The sequence below is a fragment of the Acinetobacter sp. DL27 genome, assembly GCF_055810995.1.
Window position 1 is genome coordinate 2,585,613 of sequence record NZ_CM147947.1, and the last position, 25,042, is coordinate 2,610,654.

Annotated in this window: 18 protein-coding genes and 1 pseudogene; 8 read left to right on the plus strand and 11 right to left on the minus strand. The window is 43.0% G+C overall.

What is annotated here, in order from left to right:
* Position 1 precedes the first annotated feature (1 nt).
* The 7 genes from AC0KVP_RS12525 to AC0KVP_RS12555 form a co-directional block, all read right to left on the minus strand.
* Positions 2-1,501: an amino acid permease gene (locus tag AC0KVP_RS12525; protein WP_168158444.1), complete on the minus strand. Its 1,500-nt coding sequence runs from the start codon at positions 1,499-1,501 to the stop codon at positions 2-4.
* A 403-nt stretch (positions 1,502-1,904) separates the two neighbouring features.
* The gene (gene astE / locus AC0KVP_RS12530; RefSeq protein ID WP_183173258.1) at positions 1,905-2,882 is read right to left on the minus strand and encodes a succinylglutamate desuccinylase; all 978 of its coding nucleotides are present in this window, start codon (positions 2,880-2,882) and stop codon (positions 1,905-1,907) included.
* Positions 2,883-2,903: 21 nt separating this feature from the next.
* A complete protein-coding gene (gene astB, locus AC0KVP_RS12535) occupies positions 2,904-4,244 on the minus strand; it encodes an N-succinylarginine dihydrolase (protein ID WP_183173259.1) in 1,341 nt (446 codons plus the stop codon).
* 23 nt (positions 4,245-4,267) lie between these two features.
* Positions 4,268-5,737 carry a succinylglutamate-semialdehyde dehydrogenase gene (astD, locus tag AC0KVP_RS12540; RefSeq protein ID WP_183173261.1) on the minus strand — a complete coding sequence of 490 codons (1,470 nt, stop codon included), beginning with the start codon at positions 5,735-5,737 and terminating at the stop codon, positions 4,268-4,270.
* Positions 5,737-6,768 carry an arginine N-succinyltransferase gene (gene astA, locus AC0KVP_RS12545; RefSeq protein WP_183173262.1) on the minus strand — a complete coding sequence of 344 codons (1,032 nt, stop codon included), beginning with the start codon at positions 6,766-6,768 and terminating at the stop codon, positions 5,737-5,739. The genes astD and astA overlap by 1 nt, the downstream gene beginning before the upstream one ends.
* Before the next feature lie 13 nt (positions 6,769-6,781).
* On the minus strand, positions 6,782-7,999 hold the full coding sequence (locus tag AC0KVP_RS12550) for an aspartate aminotransferase family protein (RefSeq protein ID WP_201706150.1): 1,218 nt from the start codon (positions 7,997-7,999) through the stop codon (positions 6,782-6,784).
* A gap of 77 nt (positions 8,000-8,076) precedes the next feature.
* Positions 8,077-9,351, minus strand: coding sequence for a Glu/Leu/Phe/Val family dehydrogenase (locus AC0KVP_RS12555; RefSeq protein ID WP_171065411.1), 1,275 nt, complete (start codon positions 9,349-9,351; stop codon positions 8,077-8,079).
* A gap of 203 nt (positions 9,352-9,554) precedes the next feature.
* Here AC0KVP_RS12555 and AC0KVP_RS12560 point away from each other — a divergent pair, with 203 nt between their 5' ends.
* On the plus strand, positions 9,555-9,977 hold the full coding sequence (locus tag AC0KVP_RS12560) for an Lrp/AsnC family transcriptional regulator (RefSeq protein ID WP_004981435.1): 423 nt from the start codon (positions 9,555-9,557) through the stop codon (positions 9,975-9,977).
* Positions 9,978-10,406: 429 nt separating this feature from the next.
* On the opposite strand, the gene AC0KVP_RS12565 is transcribed toward AC0KVP_RS12560, so the two are convergent.
* The 3 genes from AC0KVP_RS12565 to gabT all read right to left on the minus strand — a co-directional run bounded on the left by AC0KVP_RS12565 (position 10,407) and on the right by gabT (position 14,274).
* Entirely contained in the window at positions 10,407-11,339 is a 933-nt protein-coding gene (locus tag AC0KVP_RS12565; RefSeq protein ID WP_473336427.1) for an IS5 family transposase, read from the minus strand.
* Positions 11,340-11,546: 207 nt separating this feature from the next.
* Positions 11,547-12,995, minus strand: a complete 1,449-nt coding sequence (locus AC0KVP_RS12570) for an NAD-dependent succinate-semialdehyde dehydrogenase (protein WP_473340521.1) — start codon at positions 12,993-12,995, stop codon at positions 11,547-11,549.
* A 16-nt stretch (positions 12,996-13,011) separates the two neighbouring features.
* Positions 13,012-14,274: a 4-aminobutyrate--2-oxoglutarate transaminase gene (gabT, locus tag AC0KVP_RS12575; protein WP_473337048.1), complete on the minus strand. Its 1,263-nt coding sequence runs from the start codon at positions 14,272-14,274 to the stop codon at positions 13,012-13,014.
* A 578-nt stretch (positions 14,275-14,852) separates the two neighbouring features.
* Here gabT and pdxR point away from each other — a divergent pair.
* A complete protein-coding gene (pdxR, locus tag AC0KVP_RS12580) occupies positions 14,853-16,355 on the plus strand; it encodes a MocR-like pyridoxine biosynthesis transcription factor PdxR (RefSeq protein WP_419326514.1) in 1,503 nt (500 codons plus the stop codon).
* Positions 16,356-16,768: 413 nt separating this feature from the next.
* The gene (locus AC0KVP_RS12585) at positions 16,769-18,214 is read left to right on the plus strand and encodes an amino acid permease (protein WP_058952237.1); all 1,446 of its coding nucleotides are present in this window, start codon (positions 16,769-16,771) and stop codon (positions 18,212-18,214) included.
* A 116-nt stretch (positions 18,215-18,330) separates the two neighbouring features.
* Here the strand turns inward: AC0KVP_RS12585 and AC0KVP_RS12590 are convergent, their stop codons facing one another.
* Positions 18,331-19,557, minus strand: coding sequence for a heparin lyase I family protein (locus AC0KVP_RS12590; RefSeq protein ID WP_473337052.1), 1,227 nt, complete (start codon positions 19,555-19,557; stop codon positions 18,331-18,333).
* 464 nt (positions 19,558-20,021) lie between these two features.
* Here AC0KVP_RS12590 and AC0KVP_RS12595 point away from each other — a divergent pair, with 464 nt between their 5' ends.
* The 5 genes and pseudogenes from AC0KVP_RS12595 to AC0KVP_RS12615 all read left to right on the plus strand — a co-directional run bounded on the left by AC0KVP_RS12595 (position 20,022) and on the right by AC0KVP_RS12615 (position 25,002).
* Entirely contained in the window at positions 20,022-20,849 is an 828-nt protein-coding gene (locus tag AC0KVP_RS12595) for an OmpW/AlkL family protein (protein WP_473337054.1), read from the plus strand.
* A 309-nt stretch (positions 20,850-21,158) separates the two neighbouring features.
* Positions 21,159-21,856: pseudogene (locus AC0KVP_RS12600) on the plus strand (alpha/beta hydrolase).
* Between the two features lie 551 nt (positions 21,857-22,407).
* Entirely contained in the window at positions 22,408-23,868 is a 1,461-nt protein-coding gene (locus tag AC0KVP_RS12605) for a cytochrome ubiquinol oxidase subunit I (RefSeq protein WP_473337057.1), read from the plus strand.
* Complete coding sequence (cydB, locus tag AC0KVP_RS12610) at positions 23,861-24,865, plus strand: cytochrome d ubiquinol oxidase subunit II (RefSeq protein ID WP_473337059.1); 1,005 nt, start codon at positions 23,861-23,863, stop codon at positions 24,863-24,865. The genes AC0KVP_RS12605 and cydB overlap by 8 nt, the downstream gene beginning before the upstream one ends.
* Before the next feature lie 14 nt (positions 24,866-24,879).
* Positions 24,880-25,002, plus strand: coding sequence for a hypothetical protein (locus AC0KVP_RS12615; protein ID WP_004694789.1), 123 nt, complete (start codon positions 24,880-24,882; stop codon positions 25,000-25,002).
* Positions 25,003-25,042: the final 40 nt, after the last annotated feature.

Below are 25,042 nucleotides of genomic sequence, written 5' to 3' on the forward strand. Positions count from 1 at the left end.
CTTAATTATTTTCTGGCATTTCATCCTGTTCAATGCGGCGACCATGGGTCAAAATCCAGTTACGCTCAGCATATTTTTTCGTTTTATAGTAATAAGCAATACCCAGTCCAATAAACCAAATTGGTGAGAACGCCAAAGAAATCATGGTGTCATGATCGAGCGCCAAAATCGCGACCACAAAGATTAAGAACAACAAGGTAAACCATGCCATAAAACGTCCACCGGGCATTTTATACGCCGACTGTTCATGCAATTCAGGCGCTTTTTTGCGATAAGCCAAGTACGACAAAATAATCATGGCAAAGGTGAAAATACACAAAATCGAAGTGAAGGCTGAAATGATGATAAATGCCGTCATGACATCAGGCACAATGAACAAAATTGAAGTACCCACCACCACACAGAACATCGAGAACATTAAGCTGAGTACTGGCACTTTACTTTTCGACAGACGAGCAAAGCTTTTCGGTGCATCTTTTTCTACCGCTAAACCGAACAACATACGACTGGTGGCAAACACACCGCTGTTCGCGGAAGACATCGCTGAAGTAGCCACGACAAAGTTGACAATACTGGCTGCTGCGGGCAAACCAATTAAAGTAAACATTTCAACAAATGGACTCTTGTCAGGTGAAATCTGCGACCAAGAAGTGACTGCGATAATACAAACCAAAGCACCGATATAGAACAATAAAATACGTAATGGAATTGAGTTAATCGCGCGTGGTAAAGCATGATGCGGATCTTTAGTTTCTGCTGCTGTGGTACCCACCAATTCAATACCAACAAAGGCAAATACTGCGATTTGGAAACCAGCCAAGAAGCCCGTTAAACCATAAGGGAACAGCGACTCTTTCTCGACCACATGTGCTAAAGACGCTTTCACACCATCTGGAGAGACAAAACCAATCGTAATCAGATAGACACCGACCAAGAGGAACATAATGATCGCGATAATTTTAATTAAAGCAAACCAGAACTCCACTTCACCAAACAGTTTTACCGCAACAAAGTTCAATAAAGTCAAAATGGCAATGGAGGTGAAGGCGGGTATCCATGCGGGGAGATCGGGATACCAAAACTGTGCATAACCTCCAATCACAATCACATCTGCAATTGCGGTGACAATCCAACTGAGCCAGTACGACCAACCTAAAAAGAACCCTGCCCACGGTCCCAAATAAGCCGTTGCAAAGTCTGCAAAAGATTTGTAATTGGTATTAGAAAGCAGTAGTTCCCCCATCGCACGCATGACGAAGAAGAAGAAGAAGCCAATAATGAGGTAAGTTAAGATGATCGAAGTACCCGACACAGCGAGTGTCTTGCCCGACCCCATAAAAAGACCCGTACCAATCGCACCACCAATCGCAATCATCTGAATATGACGATTGGTCAGTGAGCGTTGCAGTTGTTCTTCCTCAACTGACTCGTAATGATGTCCACCCAGTAAATCACCTTCTAAGGGCTCTTTTTGTTGATGGGTCTGTTTTCCATTCATCATGTTTTTACTCCAATTTACAACCCAATGGGTGTAAATATGGGACTCAGATTTAGATAATTCCTTATTTCATCTCAGTCCCAAATTAAGCTACATATTATTTTTCAATAACATTAATTTTTATTATTCAGCGCCACACTATTTATCTCTTTATGGCGGCAAAATAATACTCACACAGGCTGCAAAAACCATGCCTAATATAATTATTTAATATTAAAAAACAATAGCTTAGTTAAAACACAACGCAAAATCATCCATCGATTATAAGTCCCCTTATGATCGACAGATGAAAATATTGAATTAATATTTTTCTCAATATCCATATATTCAATTCCATTGAAAATTAATTTAACGACTTAAGTTCGATAAACCACCATCATCACATTTAATAAATTAACTGAAATCATCAAGGATGAATCTCAGTTAATATCAGCCCTGCTCTTAATCCCTTTTTCACTTGAGTATTCGGAAATAAAATTCGAACCTGCTCAGGTGCAGTCACATACGGTTTGCCCTGTTGTAGAGCAATCACGGCATCGGTTTCGAACACGGAAAAATTAGGTGCAGAATCTGCCAAATTAAGCTGGAAGTCATCTTCAGTTTTGATGATCGAATCAACGACTCGAAAAGTTTGAATTGCTTGTTTCTGACGTACAGGTAAGGACTGTTCACTCACCACGGCGCGAAGCACATGATTAATCGCGGCGAAAGCCGCCAAATCATTTTGTCCAAAGGGTTTGGCATGACCAAGTTCGAGGGTCGAACTGGCTGCTTGAAACTGAGAACTGCTAAAGTGCGTAAAGGTACGGCCTACTGCATTGTGATACACCAAGGCATCTAGTTCCGCAGCTTTTAGGCTATCCAACATCGCAGCATCATAGTCATGGGTTTGATAAGGAAATAAGGCAAAAGTCGGCAACAAAGATGGGCGAATTGCAGTGTGCAAATCGTAATGATAGCGCCGTACTTGAGCTGGACTATCATTAAAAAAAGCGGTGACGATCTGTTCTAAGACCGCCACCCGCTGCGCTTCAACTGTGTCGGTAAATTGTTGATAGGCCCCGCAGAACATGCGATTCATATCATTTTCAACATAACGTTGCCCTGTGCGAATCGCGATAGGGTTACCTAAAATCAGTAATAACTTAACCTTGAGCTCTAATGCCCCTGCAAACAAATCTTGACTCAGCTGCGCCAACAACTCGATTGGCGCAGTTTCATTGCCATGCACACCCGCGGAAAGCACGACCGCTTTTTCATAAGCCTGTTTCGGCGTAAAAGATAAAACACCTTCAGCCAACCACTCCCAACAAAAATCATGCTGTACGCCATACGCTACAGTCGGGACACGTTGTGCTAAAACATCACCTAGAAAATCTATCATCTGCTTTCCCTGCACGATTGCTTAACGTTGGAAGTGATACACCGAACCTAAGTTCAAAATTTGCGTCAGTTCATCTAACGCAGTACGGCTTTCAATCAGTAATTGCGGGTCAGCCAAATCTTGCTGCGCCAACTGGTCACGATAGTATTGATCCACCCACGCATTTAAACGGGTAAACAAGGCATCATTCATGAACAGGTTTGGATTGATTGCATTCAACTCCGCTTCATTCACCGCCACACGTAAACGTAAACATGCAGGACCACCGCCATTGCGCATACTTTCACGCAGGTCGAAGACTTTGATGTCATCAATCGGCGTGCCCATTTGGATCATGTCGTTTAAATAGCCCCACACTGCTGGGTTTTGACGTGACTCTTCAGGCACCACAATGCTCATACCGCCATCGGCACGCGTGAGCAATTGGCTATTGAACAAATAGGTATTGACCGCATCTTTAACCGAAACACGCTGATCAGGCACTTCAATGGACACGAATTCTTGACCCAAGCGCGCCATTTTTTCGCGAATTTCTGACAATGCTTCAGATTGATGCAAAAATGCATGCTGATGGTGAAACAGGACGTTTTGGTTACTCACCGCAATCACGTCGTTGTGGAAGACACCTTGGTCAATCACATCGGGATTCTGCTGTACAAACACTGTTTGTTCCGCTTTGAGCTGATGTAAACGTGCCACTGCTTCACTCGCCTCACGCGACTGGCGTGCAGGATAGTGTTTCGGACCAATACCACCACCGAGGAACTGCTGACCATAGACAAACACTTGCACGCTGGCTTGATCATAAGCACCGCCTAAACGGTTATGGTTCGCCGCACCTTCATCACCAAACAAAGCCACAGGTGGCAGTGCTTCATGATGGGCGAAGTGACGCTCATCCTTAAACATGGCTGCCATCACGCGAGACGTGGTGTCATGCTCAATTGAACGGTGGAATTTGTTGTTCAAATTTGCCGCAGTAAAATGCACACGGCCATCTGCACTGTCCGCCGACGGTGAAACCGTTGCTGCATTGGCAGTCCACATGCACGATGCAGAACTCAAAGCGGATAATAATGCAGGCGAAGTTCGCATCGCTTGTTCAATCACACTGTGATCATCCCCACGGAACCCCAATTTGCGCAAAGTCGGGACATGTGGGCGTTCTTGCGGTGCAAATACACCTTGCTTTAAGCCCATGTCGGCCAAAGCTTTCATCTTTAACAGACCTTGCTTGGCAGCCAACTTCGGGTTGGAAAGATTATTTTGGTTTTTGGTGGATGCTTCGTTTCCGAATGACAATCCCGCATAGTGATGCGTTGGACCGACTAAACCATCAAAATTAATTTCATAGCCTGACATTTCTAAACTCCCTTTTTGTCGACTTACAGCACAATGCCTGGCGATAATTTTTCAGGTAGGCTTACCTGCTGACTTTCCAATGATGCCATTGGCCATGCGCAATAATCTGCGGCATAGAAGGCACTGGCACGATGATTCCCTGATGCACCTACACCACCAAAGGGTGCAGCACTTGACGCGCCTGTTAACGGTTTGTTCCAGTTCACAATGCCTGCACGGGCTTCAATCAATAAGCGATCAAACAGTTCACGGTCTGGTGAAACTAGACCCACCGACAAACCGAATCGAGTACCATTCGCTAGTGCCAAAGCTTCATCGAAATGGTCATAACGATAGATACAGCTCAATGGGCCAAAATATTCTTCATCTGGCACATCGCTGATATGGGTCACATCTAAAAGACCCGGACTTAATAAGCTGCTGTTGACATCCGCTTGAGTGACAGGCAATAACACCTCAGCGCCCAAATCCACCAAACGTTGTTGTGCTTGTAAAATTTGCTGTGCAGCATGCAATGAAATCACACCACCCATAAACGGTTGTGGCTGAGCATCCCACTGACCCACCACCAAATTACGGCTGACTTCAACCAAACGTTGAATGAAGGCATCGCCTGCTGCACCATTTTTGATAATCAAACGGCGTGCACAGGTACAGCGCTGACCTGCAGAAATAAAGGCAGATTGGACGGTTAAGTTCACCACCGCATCAATATCGGCAATTTCATCGATAATTAATGCGTTGTTACCGCCCATTTCTAGAGCAAGAATTTTTTCTGGAGCACCAGCCAATTGTTTATGCAGGTGGTAACCTGTATTGGCACTGCCTGTGAACAACAAGCCATCAATTTCATGCGACTGCGCAAGTGCCTCACCTGTGCTACGACCACCTTGCACCAAGTTCAATACGCCTGCTGGTAAGCCTGCTTCTTGCCATAATTTGACTGTTTCTTCTGCGGTCCACGGCGTCAATTCACTTGGTTTAAAGACCAAAGTGTTCCCTGCAATCAGCGCAGGAACAATGTGCCCATTGGGTAAGTGACCTGGGAAGTTATACGGGCCGAATACAGCCAATACCCCATGTGGGCGGTGACGTAAAGACGCTGCACCATCTGGCATTTCCGTCAGACTTTCACCTGTACGTTCGTGATAAGCACGTACTGAAATCCCCACTTTGCCAATCATTGACTGGACTTCAGTCAACGTTTCCCAAATCGGCTTACTGGTTTCACGACTAATAATCGTTGCAAGCTGTTGTTTATTTTGTTCTAACAAGCTGGCAAATCGTTGAATAATTTCAAGGCGCTCAGCTAAAGGACGGCGTGCCCAAGCGGCAAATGCTGCGCGTGCAGACTGACAAGCCTGTTCAACTTGCTCAGCTGTTGCTTCTGTACCATGCCAAATTGTTTCTTGCGTAACAGGATCGAGTTTGTCCCATGCTGCACCTTGCGCTGGAGACCATGTCCCGTTTATATATAAATTCCCTTGTGACATTATTTTTGCTCCATCTTATCTAAAGGCAACATACGAATGCTTTGCCCTGCTTGCACACCAAGGGCATGCGCTTGTTCTACCGTTAAACTTAAACTGTCTGTCTCAGCCGCATGCTGAATTAAAATCGCGCGATAGTCTTGATAGCGATCATTCGCCACCAAATAACGCCCTGCACCTTCTGGTACGCTATCGACAATTTTGACGGCACAAGTGTGACTTTCTTTGACTGCACGCAGGCTACTGACTTCGGCTTCAAGCGTCGGGCCTGCATCGAAAATATCGACATAACCTTGGTAACACAGCCCTTCTGACTCCAACACACGAGAGGCAGGAACAGTCTGAGGATGCACCTGTGCAATCACTTGTTGCGCAGCCATCGGCAGCAAGTCGATATACACAGGAAAACGTGGCATCAACTCTGCAATAAAGACTTTTTGCCCAATACCGCTGAGATAATCCGCAGTTGAGAAGTCCATATTGAAAAAGTGATGGCCTAAGGCATCCCAAAATGGCGAACGACCATTTTCATCCGAATAACCACGCATTTCTGCAATCAGCTTATTTTGAAAAGCCTGTTTGAAAGCTGTGATAAACAGAAAACGGATCTTCGACAGCAGTTTTCCATTTTGGTCTTTGCGGTACTCTGGGTCTAAAAACAGCGTGCAGAGTTCGCTACAACCAGTATGGTCATTGCTTAAAAACAGCGTATTTAAGGTTTTATAAACATTCAGAGTTTGTGAGGCATGGACTTGTTTGCCCACATGGTAGTTATAGAAAGGCTCAGTTAAACCCACTGAAACTTCAATTGCACTCACGCCAACCACACGTTGTAACAAGGTATCTTCTAATACAAATAAATAGCCCTGTTCACTCGGTGTTGCCTGACCCGCTAAAGTCTTTTGCGTACGTGCAATACGAGCCGATAAGATCTCTTTATTTTGGGGTAAAGAAGTCAGGCCAATGCCAGACTTCCCCGCCAGAATGTAGATATCATCTAAATCTCGATGCTCTGCATGTCTAACAATCATCATAACCAGTGGCCTATCACGCGCCAACAAAGCGCGCGAGCGCACGTTCAAAGCGTTGTAAACCTGCTTCGATATCTGCTTCTGGAATAATTAATGATGGCGTGAAACGAACGACATTTGGACCTGCAACCAGCGCCAATAAGCCTTCTTCGCCCGCTAAAGTCACGATGTCTTTGGCTTTGCCTGCATATTCCGCTTTCAGTACACAGCCAATTAATAAACCTTGACCTCGGACTTCTTCAAATAGACCATAGCGTGCATTTAACTGATTTAAACCGTCGGCAAAAATTTGCGCACGTGTACGTACACCATTCAACACTTCTGGGGTATTGATCAAACCAAATACGGCATTGGCTACTGCAGACGCCAATGGGTTACCACCATAAGTCGTACCATGGTCACCCACCACAAACATGTTGGCAAACTTATCTGTTGTGATCATGGCACCAATTGGAAAACCACCACCAAGTGCTTTAGCTGTAGTTAAAATGTCTGGGGTTACATCAGTGTTCATATACGCATATAAAGCACCTGTACGACCAACACCTGTTTGCACTTCATCAAAAATCAGTACCGCACCATGTTGGTCACACAGTTCACGTAAGCCTTTTAAAAATTCAGGGCTTGCCGTAATGACACCACCTTCACCTTGAATCGGCTCAACAATCACCGCACACGTGTCTGCATCAATCGCTTCACGTACTGCATCTAAATCATTGAATGGTAAGTGGTGAATACCTTCTGGAAGCGGTGCAAAATCTTGTGAATATTTCGGTTGACCACCAGCCGTAACAGTAAATAAAGTACGACCGTGGAAAGCATTTTTAAATGCAATAATTTTATTTTTACGTGCAGAGCCTGAAAGTAGGCCCACTTTGCGCGCAAGTTTCAAAGCCGCTTCATTGGCTTCTGCACCAGAGTTACAGAAGAACACTTTATCTGCAAAGGTGTTATCAACTAATTGTTTTGCAAGCGCAAGTACGGGTTCATTGGTATAACCATTGCCAATGTGCCAAAGCTTTTGACCTTGTTCGACCAAAGCTTTAACCGCCACAGGGTGAGCATGTCCAAGCGCATTGACCGCAATACCACCTGCAAAATCGATATATTCCTTACCTTGCTGATCCCATAAACGAGAACCTTCGCCACGCACAGGAATAAACTGAGCGGGTGCAAAAACTGGCACCATGTACTGATTAAAATCTTGGCGATTTGGTTGACTATTCTGGTTCATGGTTTGTTCGTCCTTAATAAATCTGATGTTGTTCTTTCTAATAATGTGGTGTGCCCCGAAGGGCACGAAACTTCCCCTTAACCTGGGAAAATTCCTCGTTCTTTACGTGCTTTTAAGATACGTTTACACGCCAAGATGTATGCTGCTGTACGTAGGCTGCACTGCTTTTCGCTTGCAGTGAACCAAACGTCTTCAACTGCTGACATCATGAGTTTGTCTAAACGTTGGTTAATTTCTTCTTCTGTCCAGAAGTAGCTCGCCATGTCTTGAACCCATTCGAAGTAACTCACGGTTACACCGCCTGCGTTACACAGTACGTCAGGTACAATCGTAATTTGACGTTCTAATAGAATGTCTTCTGCATCTGGATACGTTGGACCGTTCGCACCTTCCAAGACTAATTTTGCAGTCAATTTTTGTGCACGTTCAGGCGTAATCTGACCTTCTAAAGCCGCTGGAATTAAAATATCCATTTCAACCGACCAGAACGCTTCGTCTTCAATTAAAGTCGCATCTGGGAAGCCAGCTACACCTTTATGAATCGCAACGTAGTCTTGTAACTGCTTAACGTCCATGCCTTCAGCATTAAAGATCGTGCCTGTATGGTCTTGCACACACACCACTTTCGCATTGGCTTTATGGAATAAGTAACCCGCTTCGCTACCCACGTTACCGAAACCTTGGATTGCTACACGGCTGCCTTCAAGCGCGAGATTGATTTTCTTAGCAACTTCTAAACCAGTCACAAATACGCCACGACCTGTTGCACGTACACGGCCTAAAGAACCACCCAAGTGCACAGGCTTACCTGTCACCACACCTGTTACGGTATGACCTTTGATACTTGAATAGGTATCCATCATCCAACCCATGATGTCTGCATTGGTGCCTACATCTGGAGCAGGAATATCGACCTGTGGGCCAATCACTAGGCTAATTTCGCTGGTAAAACGGCGAGTCAGGCGTTCAAGTTCACGTGGAGACAATTTGCGAGGGTCTACACGAACACCACCTTTAGCACCGCCATACGGTAAGTTTAATACCGCAGTTTTAATCGTCATCCACGCTGAGAGTGCCATGACTTCATTGAGTTCTACGTCTGGATGATAACGAATACCACCTTTACCCGGTCCACGCGACAAATTGTGCTGTACCCGATAACCTTCGAAGTGCTGGATCGAACCATCGTCCATCACGATTGGTACATCAACAATCAAAGCGCGCTTTGGACGCTTTAAAGTATCGATGAATGGAATTAAGTCGTCTTCCAGATATGGCGCAACACGGTTAATCTGTGCAAGATAGGTCTGCCAAGCGCCACTATTGTCCATTTCATATGACAAAGACATGATGTTTCCCTTTGAAAATTTGGTGAATCAAATCCATTAAATAGATATGAGACATCACCCGCAGAACACATCGCCTCAGCTCGATGTAACGTTCATGTGAATACTGCTCAATATGCATAGTATGAAAAATCAAACTGCGCCGAAAAAGTTGTAATTTTGATTAAAATGAAATAAATTTCATCAAATTGATAATAGGAAAAATCAAAATGAATGATACGGATAGTCAAATCCTCGGCTTACTGCAAGACAATGCGCGTATCTCGATTACCGAGATTGCAAACAAGCTCCGTATCTCTCGAAATACGGTACAAAAGCGTATTGAATATTTGGAAACCAGTGGCGTCATTACAGGCTATACGGTGCGGATTAAACCGGGGACTGAGAAGAATAGTATTCGTGCATGGATGAATATTATGGTCGAAGGCACCAAGACCAGTGCGGTCGTCAAAGAGCTCAGAATCGACCCTGCTGTGCATACCTTACATAGCACCAATGGCAAGTGGGATCTGTTGGTAGAATTGAAGTCTGATAGCTTAGAGAATTTTGACCGAATTTTAGAACGAATTCGAAATATTTCAGGTATTTATAACACTGAAACCAGTATTTTACTTTCTACCTATAAAGTTTAAAGTCACTCAAATATCAACCTGAACATTCTGCCCTCAATACAAAAAAAAGTATCAATGATTCGATCAATATAGAAACGCACACTTGCTAAAAAGCGAAAGTATTTCTATTTTAGAATAAACATGGCTGATGAAAGATGATAAACCTATTTACTGCGCATTTTTAGATTTGGTCTCTTTCATCAATCGAAAAGAAGTCAAATATTCTACAAAGTTAAAATCATGATCTGTTGGTTGGAGGGGGGGCTGTGTTTAAGATTATATTTATTTCTGTTGTTTGTTTTATTATTGGAGGGTGTGTTAATAAAGAGACTGAGGGTATAGAGGATTTTAAGATTCAAATAATTTCTAAGAATAGTGAGAAACATCTAAGTCTAAACGGCTTTGTTGCACAAAGATTTAAAAATTAAGATTTCCCATATCTACTCAAATTTAAGTGGCAACTTGGGTGTGAGGTCGGCCTAACTCTGTGAATTTATTTAATACTGCTACACGTGCATGCATCTCATTGACTTGGCTTTGAAAGTTTCTCGAACTGAGTTTATCCCCCAATAATTTGATGCAATGCATCTTAGTTTCGACCAAACTTCGCCGATGATAGCCTGACCATTTTTTCCATAGTGTCCTGCCTAAACGTTTAACTGTTCGAAGTAATTCATTTCGCTCTAGCGAGCTGATCTTTGTATCTTTCCAAGGTTTCGCATTTTTTCTTGGCGGAATCACCGCATGCGCTTGCCGATCTGCAATGACCTGACGGCATTGCTTGGTGTCATAAGCTCCATCGGTATAAACAGAGTCAATCTGATCATCTTGTGGAATCTGATCGAGTAAATCACCAAGCACTTGTGAATCACTCACATTATTTGTAGTGAGTTGAATAGCGCGTATTTGAAGGGTTTCAGCATCTATACCAATATGAAGTTTACGCCATTGGCGACGATATTCAGGTTGGTGTTTCTTACGCTTCCATTCACCTTCGCCTAGAAACTTTAAGCCAGTAGAATCGACGAGTAGCTGGAGACCATTACTGCTTTTTTGATAGTTAATTGCAATATCAATATGCTTTTGTCTTCTGCAGATGGTGGAATAGTCTGGTGCTGTCCAATCTAATCTACAAAGATGAATGAGACTTTGCACAAAGCCAGTGACCATGCGTAAAGACAATCGAAATAGGGATTTGATCATCAGACAGCATTGGATGGCTGTATCTGAATAAGTTTGATTTCGACCATGTTTACCTTTGGGTTGAGCGTACCATTGAGTCTTGGGATCGAACCAAATTGAGAGATTTCCTCGATTTATTAATGCACTGTTATAAGAAGACCAATTGGTTGTACGATAGATTTTAGGTGTGGGCTTATTCATTTGCGAATTATATTGCCGAATAAGACTTTATCGGTAGGTTTGTGCAACAAAGCCTCTCATAACTATAAGTTTCAGGGTCAGACTAATGTTAGATATTACAATATCTTAAAATAAATCCCCCAATAATACTCCCCCATCTATACGCCCAAAAAAAATCAGCCTTGAATGGGCAAGGCTGATTCTTTAACTGATGGTTGCGGGGTTATCTTAAACAGATAAGTCCACACACATATATTTCATTTCGAGATATTCGTCTATACCGAATTTAGAGCCTTCACGACCTAAGCCTGACTGCTTCACACCACCAAATGGAGCCACTTCATTTGAAATTGCACCCGTGTTGATGCCCACCATACCGTATTCAAGCGCTTCACCAACACGCCACTGACGTGCGGTATTTTGCGTAAATAGGTAAGTTGCTAGACCAAACTCAGTGTCATTGGCCATTTGAACCGCTTCTTCTTCCGTTTTGAAACGGAACAACGGTGCTAATGGACCAAAGGTTTCTTCTTTCGCGACTTTCATCTCTTGCGTCACTTCGATTAAAAGTGTCGGTTCAAAGAAAGTTCCACCTAGGCTTGAGCGTTGACCACCGGTTTTAACCTGCGCACCTTTACTGATGGCATCGGCGATATGCGACTGTACTTTTTCAATCGCAGCTTCATCGATCAGCGGGCCTTGTGTTGAAGTCTCAACTCGGCCATCACCCACTTTTAAGTTCGCTACAGCAACTGCCAGTTTTTCAACCAAAGTATCGTAAATACCGTCTTGTACATAAATACGGTTGGCACATACACAGGTCTGTCCGCTATTGCGGAACTTGCTGGCCATAATGCCTTGTACAGCTTGCTCAAGATTGGCATCATCAAACACCAAAACAGGTGCATTACCGCCTAATTCTAAAGACAGTTTTTTGATGGTTGGCGCACATTGTTGCATCAAGATACGACCAACTTGAGTTGAACCTGTGAAGCTCAACTTTTTCACCGTGTCGCTTTCACACAGTGTTTTACCCACTTCGCTTGAATCACCACTGATGTGTAATAACACGTCTTGTGGCAAACCCGCACGTAGCGCTAACACTTCTAAAGCATAAGCTGTTAAAGGCGTTTGCTCAGCAGGTTTCACAATCATCGAGCACCCTGCTGCAATTGCAGGTGCGGCTTTACGTGTGATCATTGCTGCTGGGAAGTTCCACGGCGTAATTGCTGCCGTAACCCCAATCGCCTGTTTGATTACCAACAAACGCTGAGTAGCAACCGTTGGCATCAACACTTCACCATCGATACGGCGGGCTTGTTCTGCAAACCAACGAATAAATGAAGCAGCATAGCCAATTTCACCACGTGCTTCTGCTAAAGGCTTACCTTGTTCAGCAGTCAAAATCTGAGCCAATGACTCTTTATTTTCCTGCATCAAATCAAACCAAGCCCAAAGTACATCAGCGCGTTGTAGAGCTGTTTGCGCTTTCCACGCAGTTTGTGCCTTTTGAGAGCGAGCGATCACTTGCTCAACTGACGCGCGGTCATGGGATTTCACCCATGCCAAGGTGTCATGTGTTGCTGCATCTTTGACTTCGATGTAACCGCCATTTTCAGGCTGATCAAAACGAATATCTGGATGCTGTAATAAGTCTTTATATTGCGCTTGAAGCATAGTCATTACTCTTCAATTATGCTGCAGCAGAAAGTGCAAAACCTTGTTTTAAAATGTTTAAGCCAGCACGGAATTGTTCTGCAGGAATCGTTAAAGGATATAAGAAACGGATCACATTACCATAACGACCACAGGTCAAAATAAGCAAGCCATTTTGCATTGCATAGTTTTGAATTGCTTTCGCTTGATCCGCCGTTTCCAACTCAATCGCGACCATTGAACCCAACGCACGAATTTCTTGGACTGTAGACGAAGACTGTTTTAGTTCATTCAGAACTTCAACCAACTCTGCGCCCAATACATTTGCACGTTCGCAAAGGCCTTCTTCTTCAATCACGTCTAGTACGGCATGTGCAGAAGCCACAGCCACTGGGTTACCTGCATAAGTACCACCTAGACCACCTGGGTTTGGTGCATCCATCACTTCAGCACGGCCAACCACACCAGAAATTGGGAAACCACCACCAAGACTTTTCGCCATAGTGATTAAGTCCGCTTTGGTCTCATAGTGATCCATGGCAAATAACTTACCAGTACGGGCAAAGCCTGTCTGTACTTCATCTGCAATAATCAAAATACCGTGTTGATCACACAGCGCACGTAAACGTTTTAAGAATTCAGCTGGAATAACATTGAAACCGCCTTCACCTTGCACAGGTTCAAGCACAATAGCGGCTACATCATGTGCCGCAATGTCTTCTGCAAAAATGTCTTCAATGCTTTCAATCGCAATATCTACAGTAATGCCTTTTGACTCTACAGGGTAGCGTGCATGGAAAACACCTGAAGGCATCACACCAAAGTCACGTTTGTACGGTGCAGTTTTACCCGTCATTGCCATAGTCATAAATGAACGACCGTGGAAACCATTACCAAAAGTCACAATGCCATGACGACCTGTGTAAGAGCGTGCAATTTTCACTGCATTTTCTACAGCTTCAGCACCAGTAGAGAAGAATGTTGTTTTCGCTTCACCTGCAATTGGCGCACGTGCATTAATACGTTCAGCTAAAGAAACATAGCTTTCATACGGTACAACTTGGTACGCTGTATGGGTGAATTTAGTTAATTGTTCAGTAACAGCAGCAATAATTTTAGGATGACGGTGACCTGTGTTCAGTACCGCAATACCGCCCGCGAAGTCTGTATATTGATTCCCTTCAGCATCCCAAATAGTGGAGTTTTCTGCTTTCTCCGCATACCATTGACACATGACACCCACGCCACGGGGAGTCGCTTTTAATTTACGTGCGTTCAGTGCAGAGTGTTTACTGTCCATTTTGTATCCTCATTCTTGATTCATACATTTATAAAATTTCAGCGTCCCGATCATGCTTTTTGCTGATATACAAAGGACGTGGGGTTTATTGCATTTTGCGCTTTTATTGGCACTAGACGAGAGCCACTTTTCATCAGACAGATGGAGCCAATTCACCCCACCCCTTTATAGTTATTTTCCAGATAAAATATTTATTCATTAAAAATAAATGACTTAAATAATATAAATTTTAAAAAGGCATACTTATACAAGAGAGCCATTACGGTATTCAACCGAATCACCCAAAATGCTAAAGAAGCCCAAAATTCAGCAAATGACTATGCCAACTCAGAACCTATTTATATCCAGCCTTAAGCTTTTCTGATTGTATTTTCAAGCCGTTGTATTCGATTATGTAAATCATCTAAAAAAACTTTTGCTTTGGATGCGACTTGTGTATATTTCCAGCCCCTTAGTCGCGGGCATTTGCTCCCAACGTCTACAAGCGAAATGCTTTACAACGGCTGCCTGACGAGATAATTTTGCATTTATGGTAATCGCTCACGAAAAGCCATTTTAATATTGTAGGAGAGAGCCAATTGCGTAGCTTGCTTGGAGATTATTTACTGCAACGATTACAGCAAGATATTGACGGAACCCTACAATTGCGGTTGTTTCGCTGCTTACGCAACGCCATTATTGACAGTGTGCTCGCCCCCAAAACTCGCTTACCTGCATCACGTGATTTGGCCAAAGAAATTAAAGTCTCACGCAATACCGTGCTCAGTGCGTACGAACAATTACAAGCGCAAGGCTATGTTGAAGCACGTACAGGCCAAGGCACTTGGGTGGCTGAAAAACTGCCTGAATCCTTTTTGGTCAAAGCTGAAAATACCAATAGCCAAACTCAAGAAAAAAAGCCCCAGCAGAATTACAATTTGTCGCAACGCGGTTCCTATCTCATCGGCTATTCAGCGGCATCGCCTTACCAATGGGGTGCTTTTGTGCCTGGTGCCCCCGATGTCACAGAGTTTCCGCACCATATTTTTAGCCGTATTCAGACCCGCCTCAGCCGTGAACCCGAGATTAACAGTCTCATTTATAGCAATGCGGGCGGTTGTTTAGAGCTGCGCCAAGAACTGGCGGAATACCTCAAAATTGCGCGTTCGGTGCAATGCGATGCAGACCAAATCATTATTACTGAAGGGACACATCAGGCGATCGATTTGGTTTCACGGACCTTAAGTGACCCAGGCGATGAAGTTTGGATTGAAGATCCTGCTTATTGGGGGGCACGTAATATTTTACGCATTAATGGCGTGAATCTACGCTCCTTACCTGTCGATCAAGAAGGCATTATTCCTGACCTAGAGCCAAAAACCCCGCCTAAACTGATTTTTGTGACGCCTTCACATCAATACCCTTTAGGCTCTCACTTAAGTTTAGAACGTCGTAAACAACTGATTGCCATTGCGCGCCAGCATAAAAGTTGGATTGTGGAAGATGACTATGATAGTGAGTTCCGCTTCTCGGGTCAGCCCTTCCCTTCTTTGCAAGGTTTGGAGCCTGATGCACCTGTCATTTATATGGGAACCTTCAGTAAAACCATCTACCCTGCCTTGCGCATTGGCTACTTGGTGGTCCCTAAAAAGTTGTTTTCACCACTGCGTATTGTGGCATCGGAGTTATATCGGGGCGGGCATTTACTGGATCAAAAAGTCTTGGCAGAGTTTATCCGTGAGGGCCATTATGAAGCACATATTCGTCGTATGCGTTTACTCTATAGCAAGCGTCACGCCTTTTTAATCGATCTGATTACACGTCATCTTGGGGCAGACTTCCTGCATGAATACAATACCGCTGCTGGTTTACATTTGATTTTAAAGCTGCCGAGCAACATGGATGATGTGTTGATTGCCAGCAATGCACTTGATCAAGGCGTAAAAGTTCGAGCGCTGTCACAATACTATACCAAGCATTATTCAACACGGCAGAAAGGACTGCTATTGGGCTTTGCCTGTGTCCGAGAACAGGAAATATTGGTGGCTTTTGGTGTGTTACTCAAATGTCTGCGAAATGCAGGAGTTCGTACGCTGAGTTGATTATTTTTATAAATTAGATACTTAAGTTTTTCTACAAGCATTCGACTTGCGACTAAAGCCGCAGTTACAAAGCTGAGTTTTGCTGCTTCATTCTATAAATTATTGAGATGAGAGTAAACATTGGCTCCCCAGCTTTTCATATTTTAGCTGCAATTGGCTCCTTCCAAATGCTAAAAAATGGCTCTCGTTTACTGAGAACAAAAAAGAGAGATTAGGTGCATACATAAACAACATGTAACCGTTTTGTAGCCAAAGTGTGATTTTTCATGCTTTGACAGGAATATCAGATTTATTCATTTTTGCCTTAATAATGATAAAGCCTCTGATCACTCGGTTACAGTTTTAAAGGAAAAGTAGTCCGAAAAAGGCTTTGCCCATTTTGAAACTACCTCCTTAAGATTAAGGAAAATTATATGGAAGCACCTAAACAAAGCGCTGTGCCGGATGCATCTCAAGGCTTAAAAAATGGACTTAAGTCGCGTCATCTCACCATGATCTCGATTGCGGGTGTCATTGGTGGTTCACTATTCATCGGCTCGGGAAACGTTATCTATTCGGCAGGCCCTGCTGCAGTTTTGGCCTATGCGTTTGGTGGATTACTCATTCTGTTAATCATGCGTATGCTGGGTGAAATGGCCGTTCTCAATCCAGACAGTGGGTCATTTTCAACCTATGCTGATCGTGCCATTGGGCGTTGGGCTGGTTTTACCATTGGCTGGCTGTATTGGTGTTCTTGGGCTTTGCTGATGGGTTGGGAAGCCTATGTCGCAGGTAAAATTCTCAACAGTTGGTTTCCCTTTATCCCAATCTGGGGTTACATGCTGGTCGTAATTGTGTCCTTAGTTTTGGTTAACTTACAAAATGTCAAAAACTATGGTGAATTTGAGTTTTGGTTTGCACTCATCAAAGTAATTGCGATTGTCATTTTCTTAGTGATTGGTAGCTTGGCTATCATGCATTTATGGCCATGGGGTCAAGCAACTGCATCAGGAATCACGCATTTAACTGCGGACGGCTTCATGCCAAACGGTTTCTCGGCAGTCATCACCGCCTTACTTGGGGTTATGTTTGCCTACATTGGTGCTGAAATTGTTACGGTTGCGGCGGCAGAATCAGAAAATCCTGCCCGTGAAATCCGCAAAGCATCTAACTCTGTGGTTTGGCGGATTATGTTGTTCTATGTCGGTTCAATGTTTATTACCGTCTGCCTAATTCCACATAACAATCCACTGTTAAAAGATCCAACTTGGGGAACCTATAGTGTGACTTTGTCAGCACTTGGCATTCCAGAAGCAAAACACATTGTTAACTTTGTGGTCCTGACCTCGGTATGCAGCTGCTTTAACTCGGCACTTTATACCTGTTCACGGATGTTATTTTCACTGTCAAAACGTGGCGACGCACCGAAAAGCTTCGGTTCAATCAACCGTAATGGTAGTCCGTGGATGGGCGTTCTGGTGTCGTCATTATTTGCTCTGGTGGCGACGTACCTTACTGCAACTGAAAGTATGAATGTCTATGACATCTTCATGTTAGCAACAGGTACAGCAGCGTTGTATGTCTACCTGACCATTGCCTTCTCACAATTACGTATGCGTAAAAAATTAGAAGCCGAAGGACAAGTGATTGACTTTAAAATGTGGTTATTCCCTTGGCTTACTTATCTTGCCATCGTCTTTATCATTGGTGCACTCATTACCATGCTTGTGGAAGGCACCTACTTCAAAGAAGTGACTTACACTAGTTTACTTGCCTTGTTTATTGTTGGATTAGGCATCTGTGCACAGAAGTTTAACTGGGGAAAACATGCTCAGGATAAACCTATGAACACTCAAGCCGATTTGAGCAATAACCTTTAATTTTAAAATAATGTGGTAATGATCTAAGGTCAAACCAGATTCGACCGATGGCTTTCAAGTGAGAGCCATCGGTTTTTTAGTGATAAGAAATGACCACTTAGATGAAACTCAAAATCTTAATTGAGATCTTTAATCACCACGTTTTTATGGTAAGCCTCGACAGGCTGCCCCACGATTACACGGTTCTTCAGTGCCCCTTCACGCCAACTTGAACGGTAAATGCCCATTTGGAAATAAGGCGACCACTTTTGATGGTAATTATTGACCCCACTGATGTTGGCTACTTCTTTTCCATTGTGTTTCACTACCACTTTCCCGGGAATCAGTTGATTGTTTGCATCAAGTTCTGACCATTGGATATCAAAATTCCAATCATTCCACTGGTTATACGCCACAGGCACATCTAAGACATAACGCTTCAAAAGCGTTTCTGGAACCGCCAATGGTGAACTCATTGGCTTTAACTCATATAAATGTAACTGCCATTCAGGTTTTAGACCTGAAAGCACCAAGGCTATTGGAGGGTTCAAATCCTTTCCATTTAGGTTAAAACCATGCCACTGCGCCAGTATTGTTCCATACTGAAATGCTGGCCATGTTGAGGGAATATAATGAGAAAAAGAATAGTTGTAATGCCCCCAGCCAAATTGCTTTCGTTGTATTTCCGCGCGATAGCACTGCCCATCATCAGGCACGACAAATTTGGCAACATTCTGCCCTGTACCAACAGGATCTTTAACTATCGTGGCTGAACTACGATTTTCAAAGTGGAGAGCCATTGCATTCCACGTCGACAGATCATTACTGTATTTATCAACACGAATCGTCCCCGTCTCAAAGCCATCACGAAAAATGACCTTACCCTTTTCTTCTGTATTGTCGACCAATACATCATCATTTTCTGGGTCTGGTATCACATCAGATGGATTGACTACTTGCTCTGTATTTCTTGCGAAGACTTGTAGTTTGACCGTGGTGGTTTGACTGTCTTGTTGACCATCATTCACCACTAAACTCAGTTCATAATTTCCTGTACGGTCTGGAATAAAATGAAATGTTTTATCTGTACTGGCACCCAGACTGGGAAAGCTATTTTCAGGCTTTTTAACAACCGACCAACGATAGTTCAATGTCGTCGCGCCATCATCGATACTTTCAGAACCATCTAAAAGTATACTATCGCCCACCATTGCACTGTCTTGCGTTGACTGAATTACGGCTACAGGCATTTCATTTTGAACATCTTTTACCGTTGCTGTTGTTGACTGCTCATCCTCACCGCCCCCGCAAGCACTCATCCCCAAAACTGTAGCGAAAACTAAAAAATATCTAATTTTTTTCATGCAAATGCACTCTATTTATACCCACCTAAAATCTGCCATGCTCCTTACCTCACCCATTTCTCGTTGAGAATAGGAAGCAATGGAACATGGCCAAATTCAATTTTTAAAACCCTAAAAACGAGCTTCATTTGAAACAATGAAACGTGCTGCTTTAGTTGTTGATAAATGATCAATTTTCCCCAAAATCAACCATTCAGCACAGCCTGCTCATCTTATAACATTATGAAAATTCAGCTCTGCTTTTTTTAATGACTGAACACCACAAAAAATGAGTATCAGTGATAAATATTTTAAAAAAACTAAAAACAGAACTAAGAAAAACCAAAAACACTGCTTTAAAATCAATATGTTATTTTTTGTATCTTGATATGTATTTTATATCAAACAGTAAATAATATCTAAAACAGATTTCCTATAGGATTTTAGGGAATTGATAAAAAAAATTAAGAAAGGAATGTATTATTATGAAGTTAACTTTAAAAACTGCTTTACCAATTGCCTTGATTTGCGCAGTTCCAACCGCTCAAGCTGCCACTTCTGATGGAAAAACATGGGGTGTTTCAGCAGGCTGGTTACATGTAATGCCTCAAAGTGAAAAACAAGGTGTATACGGCAGTACGACAGAGAAAGCCCCCTTGATCCCTAATACTGCTGCATCATCCCCTCAAGCTGGTTTTGAAGTACAAGATGCCGACACCGCAGGTTTAATCCTCGATTATTTTGTGAATGATAATGTGTCTCTTGAATTGGTTTTAGGTGCGCCGCCTGAAATGGAACTCTCAGGGAAAGGTCTCATTACTGTTCCTCTTGGGGGCATGGAACTCACAGCCGCCAATTTGAATAAGTTTGATAAAATTGCGACCACAGATGCTTATACGCCGACCTTTTTAGCCAAATATCATTTTGGGGCAATTAACAATAAACTCCGCCCTTATGTCGGTGCTGGGGTCATGTATGCACATTTTAGTGATGTCAAAGCAGATCCAAATGTAAATGCTGAATTGAACAACGATAATATCCTAAAGTTACTAAAACCTGAGCTTGGAAAAATTAAGGTCGATGATGCTTTTGCACCTGTGGTGATTGCAGGTTTAGATTACAACATTAACTCAAATTGGTTCGCCACAGCATCCGTAAGTTATGCTCATCTTTCCACCAAAGCCGAGTTAAACGTTATTGGTAATACCACTATATTTGACCCGAATAGCCCACGTGATAGCATTCTCAAAGGTGAAAGTAAAATTGAAATTAACCCAATTGTGACTTATTTAGGGATTGGTTACCGTTTCTAAGATTTGAGTATCTATTAGTTGATTTTATTGAGGTTACTCTGGCGACAGAGTAGCCTTTAAAGCACCTAATTCACCGATAAAAATGCGTTCATCCAAAACTTCACTTCATCAATAAAATCTATATAAAAATAAAACATTAATCACATAAAATGCCCGTTTTTTAGTCTAATTGACATTTTTATAAGTCTTTTATCTATATTTTTTTAACTTACAATTAGTTAAATTAACTTGCATTGATAATCATTAGCTCAACCTAGCACGACCACTTTTTTAACTATAAGATGATATTTTTACTCTAGGGATGAGAAGATGAATAAGAAGCCAACAATTATTTTAGTACATGGATTTTGAGGCGGCGCTGCCCATTGGTCTAAAGTCATTACTGACCTATCTCACCGAGGTTACGAAGCCCTCCGTGCCGTTGAACTGCCTCTCACCTCTTTGGCTGATGATGTCGAACGAACCCGTAAAATGATCGCACAAGTACAAGGCGATGTACTTTTAGTTGGCCACTCCTATGGGGGGGGGCGGTCATTACCGAAGTGGGTAATCAACCTAATGTTGTAGGTTTGGTTTATATTGCTGCTTTTGCACCTGATGCTGGTGAAAGTCCAGGTGGCATTACGCAGCAACATTTACCCGTTGGTGCACCTAACTTAGAACCCGACAGTGACGGATACCTTTGGGTTAAGGCCGATAAATACCATGAAAGCTTCTGTCAGGACTTAACGAATGATGAAGGACTGGTTATGGGTATCACCCAGAAAGCCCCTGTTGCGAGTACCTTTGGCGATACCAGTTCAAACCCAGCATGGAAAAACAAACCATCTTGGTACCAAATTTCAACTGAAGACCGCATGATTCACCCTGAAAACCAAGCCATGATGTCTTCACGCTTAAATGCTCAAAAAGTCATTTCTTTAGATGCCAGTCATGCCTCACTCGCGTCTCAACCCAAAGCCGTTGCTGATTTAATTGATGAAGCCGCAACTTTCCTTGCGCGTTAAACTATCTATATTGAAGGGAGTCTACAGACTCCCTTTTTTAAAGGTGTTTTAACTATCAAACGACTTTCGAATCACAATAGATAGCGCAATATCATTATTCTGTAGGTGTGAATATTCACACATACTCGGTTCGATTGCTTTCAGCTAGATCTCGGTTTTTGCTACTGAAGCTATCCTTCATAATAAAACTCCTTTGTTAAAGTTTTTATTCAAACTAGGCTATTTCAAACAATGTGTTATGCGAGTTTTGAATAACATTTTTTAACTAACTCAGCGTCCAAACTTTGTGTATATTTTAATGAAGTAATAAGAATGAATAGATCATAAAAACAGTTCAAAAAATATAACAGACTAAGTGCAATTTTCTATTTTGTTATATTTTTTCTCTCCAATTCTTGTACCTACATCTTCTAGACATCCTGATGCAAGATCATCATCAGTATTTTAAGTAGGTAGTTTTTAATGAAACGATCTATGCTTTTTTATCATTCCGATCTAGACAGCAACTGGGTATCGAACCGTCGATATTCCTGCCAGCCATGGAGGATGCAATGAGCCTCGGATTAACCGCACTTGAGTTGGCAAGAATTCAATTTGCCTTTACTGTTTCCTTTCATATTATTTTTCCTGCAACCTCTATTGGTTTAGCCTGCTTTCTTGCCATGCTGGAATGGAAGTGGCTTCGCACCCAAAATCCAATTTATAAAGACTTATTTAAGTACTGGATTAAGATTTTTGCCGTGGCATTTGCTATGGGGGTTGTTTCGGGCATTGTCATGGCCTACCAGTTCGGAACCAACTGGAGTGAATTTTCACGCATCGCAGGTAGTGTCACTGGACCACTACTCACGTATGAAGTCATGAGCGCCTTCTTTTTAGAGGCCGGTTTCTTAGGCATTATGCTATTTGGTTGGGGACGCGTCAGTCCCAAAGCCCACTTTTTTGCCACGTTAATGGTCGCCATCGGTACCTGTATTTCCATGTTCTGGATTTTATCCTCCAACAGTTGGATGCAGACACCTCAAGGTTTTGCCATCGAAAATGGCATTATTGTCCCCACAGACTGGTGGGCCATTGTGTTTAACCCATCCTTCCCCTACCGATTTGCCCATATGGCTGCAGCGGCCTTCCTTGTCTCATCACTTTTAGTGGTTGGCACCGCAGCATGGCATTTGCTGAAAGGTCGTCGTGATGAGTTGGTGAAAAAGTCTTTTTCCATGGGCTTATGGATGGTACTGGTCACATCTTGCTTACAAGTTGTGATTGGGGACAATCACGGTTTAAATACCTTAAAACACCAACCTGCAAAATTGGCAGCCATTGAAGGCCATTGGGAAACCAATCGTGATCATGGCATGCCTTTATTACTGTTCGCTTTACCGAATATGGAAACAGAGTCGAATGATTTTGAGATTGGTATTCCCAATCTGGGCAGTTTGATTCTGACGCATTCCCTAGAGGGTCAGGTCACTGGTTTAAAAGACTTCGCAGCTGAAGACCGTCCGAATGCACTGATTGTGTTTTGGAGTTTCCGAGTCATGGTCGGCTTGGGCATGTTAATGGTTTTACTCTCATTAACAGCACTGTGGCTACGTAAAAAAGGCTCTCTATACGAAAGCAGTTGGTTTCATAAATTTGCCATCATTATGGGACCTACAGGTTATATCGCGCTCCTAGCAGGTTGGGTCACTACAGAAGTTGGCCGTCAGCCTTGGGTCGTGTATGGCGTCATTCGGACTAAAGACGGTTTATCGCATACAGTCACCGCAGATCAAGTCGGCTTGAGCCTGATTATTTTTGTTCTGGTCTATACCGTCGTCTTTGGCGCGGGAATTTACTACATGCTACGCTTGATCAAATTAGGCCCTGCTTTTTCTACACCTTTAGATGCCGTGCAAGATACTGGTCCGGGGCATTTTAAAACCCCTTTACGTCCACTCAGTGCTGTTGAAGAATCTATCGATACCACTGATCCTTCTGCTCAAAATAGTAAGGAGAAACCACATGATTGATCTCGCTTTGGTTTGGGTCGGTATCATCGGGCTCGGTGTGCTCATCTATGTGGTTATGGATGGTTTCGACTTAGGTATTGGTATTCTGTTTCCCTTTATGAATGGAACGCAAGAACGCGATGTGATGATGAATACCGTTGCGCCCGTTTGGGACGGCAATGAAACATGGATGGTCCTAGGTGGTGCTGGGTTATTCGCTGCATTTCCTTTGGTCTATTCAACTGTTTTATCGGCACTGTATTTACCCATTATCTTTATGGTGGTTTCCTTGATTTTCCGCGGTGTGGCCTTCGAGTTTCGTTTCAAAGCCACGCGCACCAAATACCTCTGGGATCTCGCGTTTATCTGGGGCTCTATCTTATCGAGCTTTTTCCAAGGCGTGATTTTAGGGGCTTATATCCAAGGTATTCAGACCACCAGTGGTATTTACAGCGGTGGTGGATGGGACTGGTTCACGCCATTTACATGCTTTACAGGTCTAGGGGTCGTGGTGATGTACGCCACTTTAGGTTGTGGTTGGCTCATTTGGAAAACCGAAAAAGAGATACAGCAGCGGATGTTTCATCTCATGCCTAGGCTGATTATTGCTTTGCTCATCATCTTCGGTGCCGTGAGTTTGTATACGCCGCTGACCCATCCTGAAATTGCACAGCGTTGGTTCTCTCTGCCGAATCTATACTATTTTAGCCCAGTGCCAATTTTAGTCTTACTGTTTGTTGGCTTGATTCTATCTGCGTGCAAAAAGCAGCATGAACTAAAACCGTTTATCTATACTTTGGCTTTAGTCTTTTTGGCTTTTACTGGCTTCGTCATCAGCTTATGGCCCAATATTATTCCGCCATCGGTCACGATTTGGCAGGCCGCTGCACCTGAGTCAAGTTTGAAGTTCACCTTGGTGGGAGCTTCAATTTTAATCCCAATCATCATTGCCTATACCTTCTTGTCCTATTGGGTGTTCCGTGACAAAGTACGTATAGGGGATCAGGGTTATCATTAATTGAGGAGATAGACATGAAAAAATTTGTTGATCGACTCAGCCCACGATTATGGTTTATTTTATTGTGGTGCTTTGGCTTTATTTCTCTCGCACTGATTGCGGGTTTCTTTAAGTTGTTGCTGAGTTTTGCTTACTAAAGCCAGCCAAGCATTTTTTATGAATTAGGCACAGGACTTT

Coding starts and splice junctions, on each gene's coding strand:
- AC0KVP_RS12605 (WP_473337057.1), top strand. CDS start 22,408: ATGAGCCTCGGATTAACCGCACTTGAGTTGGCAAGAATTCAATTTGCC.
- AC0KVP_RS12570 (WP_473340521.1), bottom strand. CDS start 12,995: ATGCTTCAAGCGCAATATAAAGACTTATTACAGCATCCAGATATTCGT.
- AC0KVP_RS12550 (WP_201706150.1), bottom strand. CDS start 7,999: ATGAACCAGAATAGTCAACCAAATCGCCAAGATTTTAATCAGTACATG.
- AC0KVP_RS12615 (WP_004694789.1), top strand. CDS start 24,880: ATGAAAAAATTTGTTGATCGACTCAGCCCACGATTATGGTTTATTTTA.
- AC0KVP_RS12565 (WP_473336427.1), bottom strand. CDS start 11,339: ATGAATAAGCCCACACCTAAAATCTATCGTACAACCAATTGGTCTTCT.
- gabT (WP_473337048.1), bottom strand. CDS start 14,274: ATGGACAGTAAACACTCTGCACTGAACGCACGTAAATTAAAAGCGACT.
- astD (WP_183173261.1), bottom strand. CDS start 5,737: ATGTCACAAGGGAATTTATATATAAACGGGACATGGTCTCCAGCGCAA.
- AC0KVP_RS12595 (WP_473337054.1), top strand. CDS start 20,022: ATGAAGTTAACTTTAAAAACTGCTTTACCAATTGCCTTGATTTGCGCA.
- AC0KVP_RS12525 (WP_168158444.1), bottom strand. CDS start 1,501: ATGATGAATGGAAAACAGACCCATCAACAAAAAGAGCCCTTAGAAGGT.
- AC0KVP_RS12560 (WP_004981435.1), top strand. CDS start 9,555: ATGAATGATACGGATAGTCAAATCCTCGGCTTACTGCAAGACAATGCG.
- cydB (WP_473337059.1), top strand. CDS start 23,861: ATGATTGATCTCGCTTTGGTTTGGGTCGGTATCATCGGGCTCGGTGTG.
- AC0KVP_RS12585 (WP_058952237.1), top strand. CDS start 16,769: ATGGAAGCACCTAAACAAAGCGCTGTGCCGGATGCATCTCAAGGCTTA.
- AC0KVP_RS12590 (WP_473337052.1), bottom strand. CDS start 19,557: ATGAAAAAAATTAGATATTTTTTAGTTTTCGCTACAGTTTTGGGGATG.
- astE (WP_183173258.1), bottom strand. CDS start 2,882: ATGATAGATTTTCTAGGTGATGTTTTAGCACAACGTGTCCCGACTGTA.
- astA (WP_183173262.1), bottom strand. CDS start 6,768: ATGATGATTGTTAGACATGCAGAGCATCGAGATTTAGATGATATCTAC.
- astB (WP_183173259.1), bottom strand. CDS start 4,244: ATGTCAGGCTATGAAATTAATTTTGATGGTTTAGTCGGTCCAACGCAT.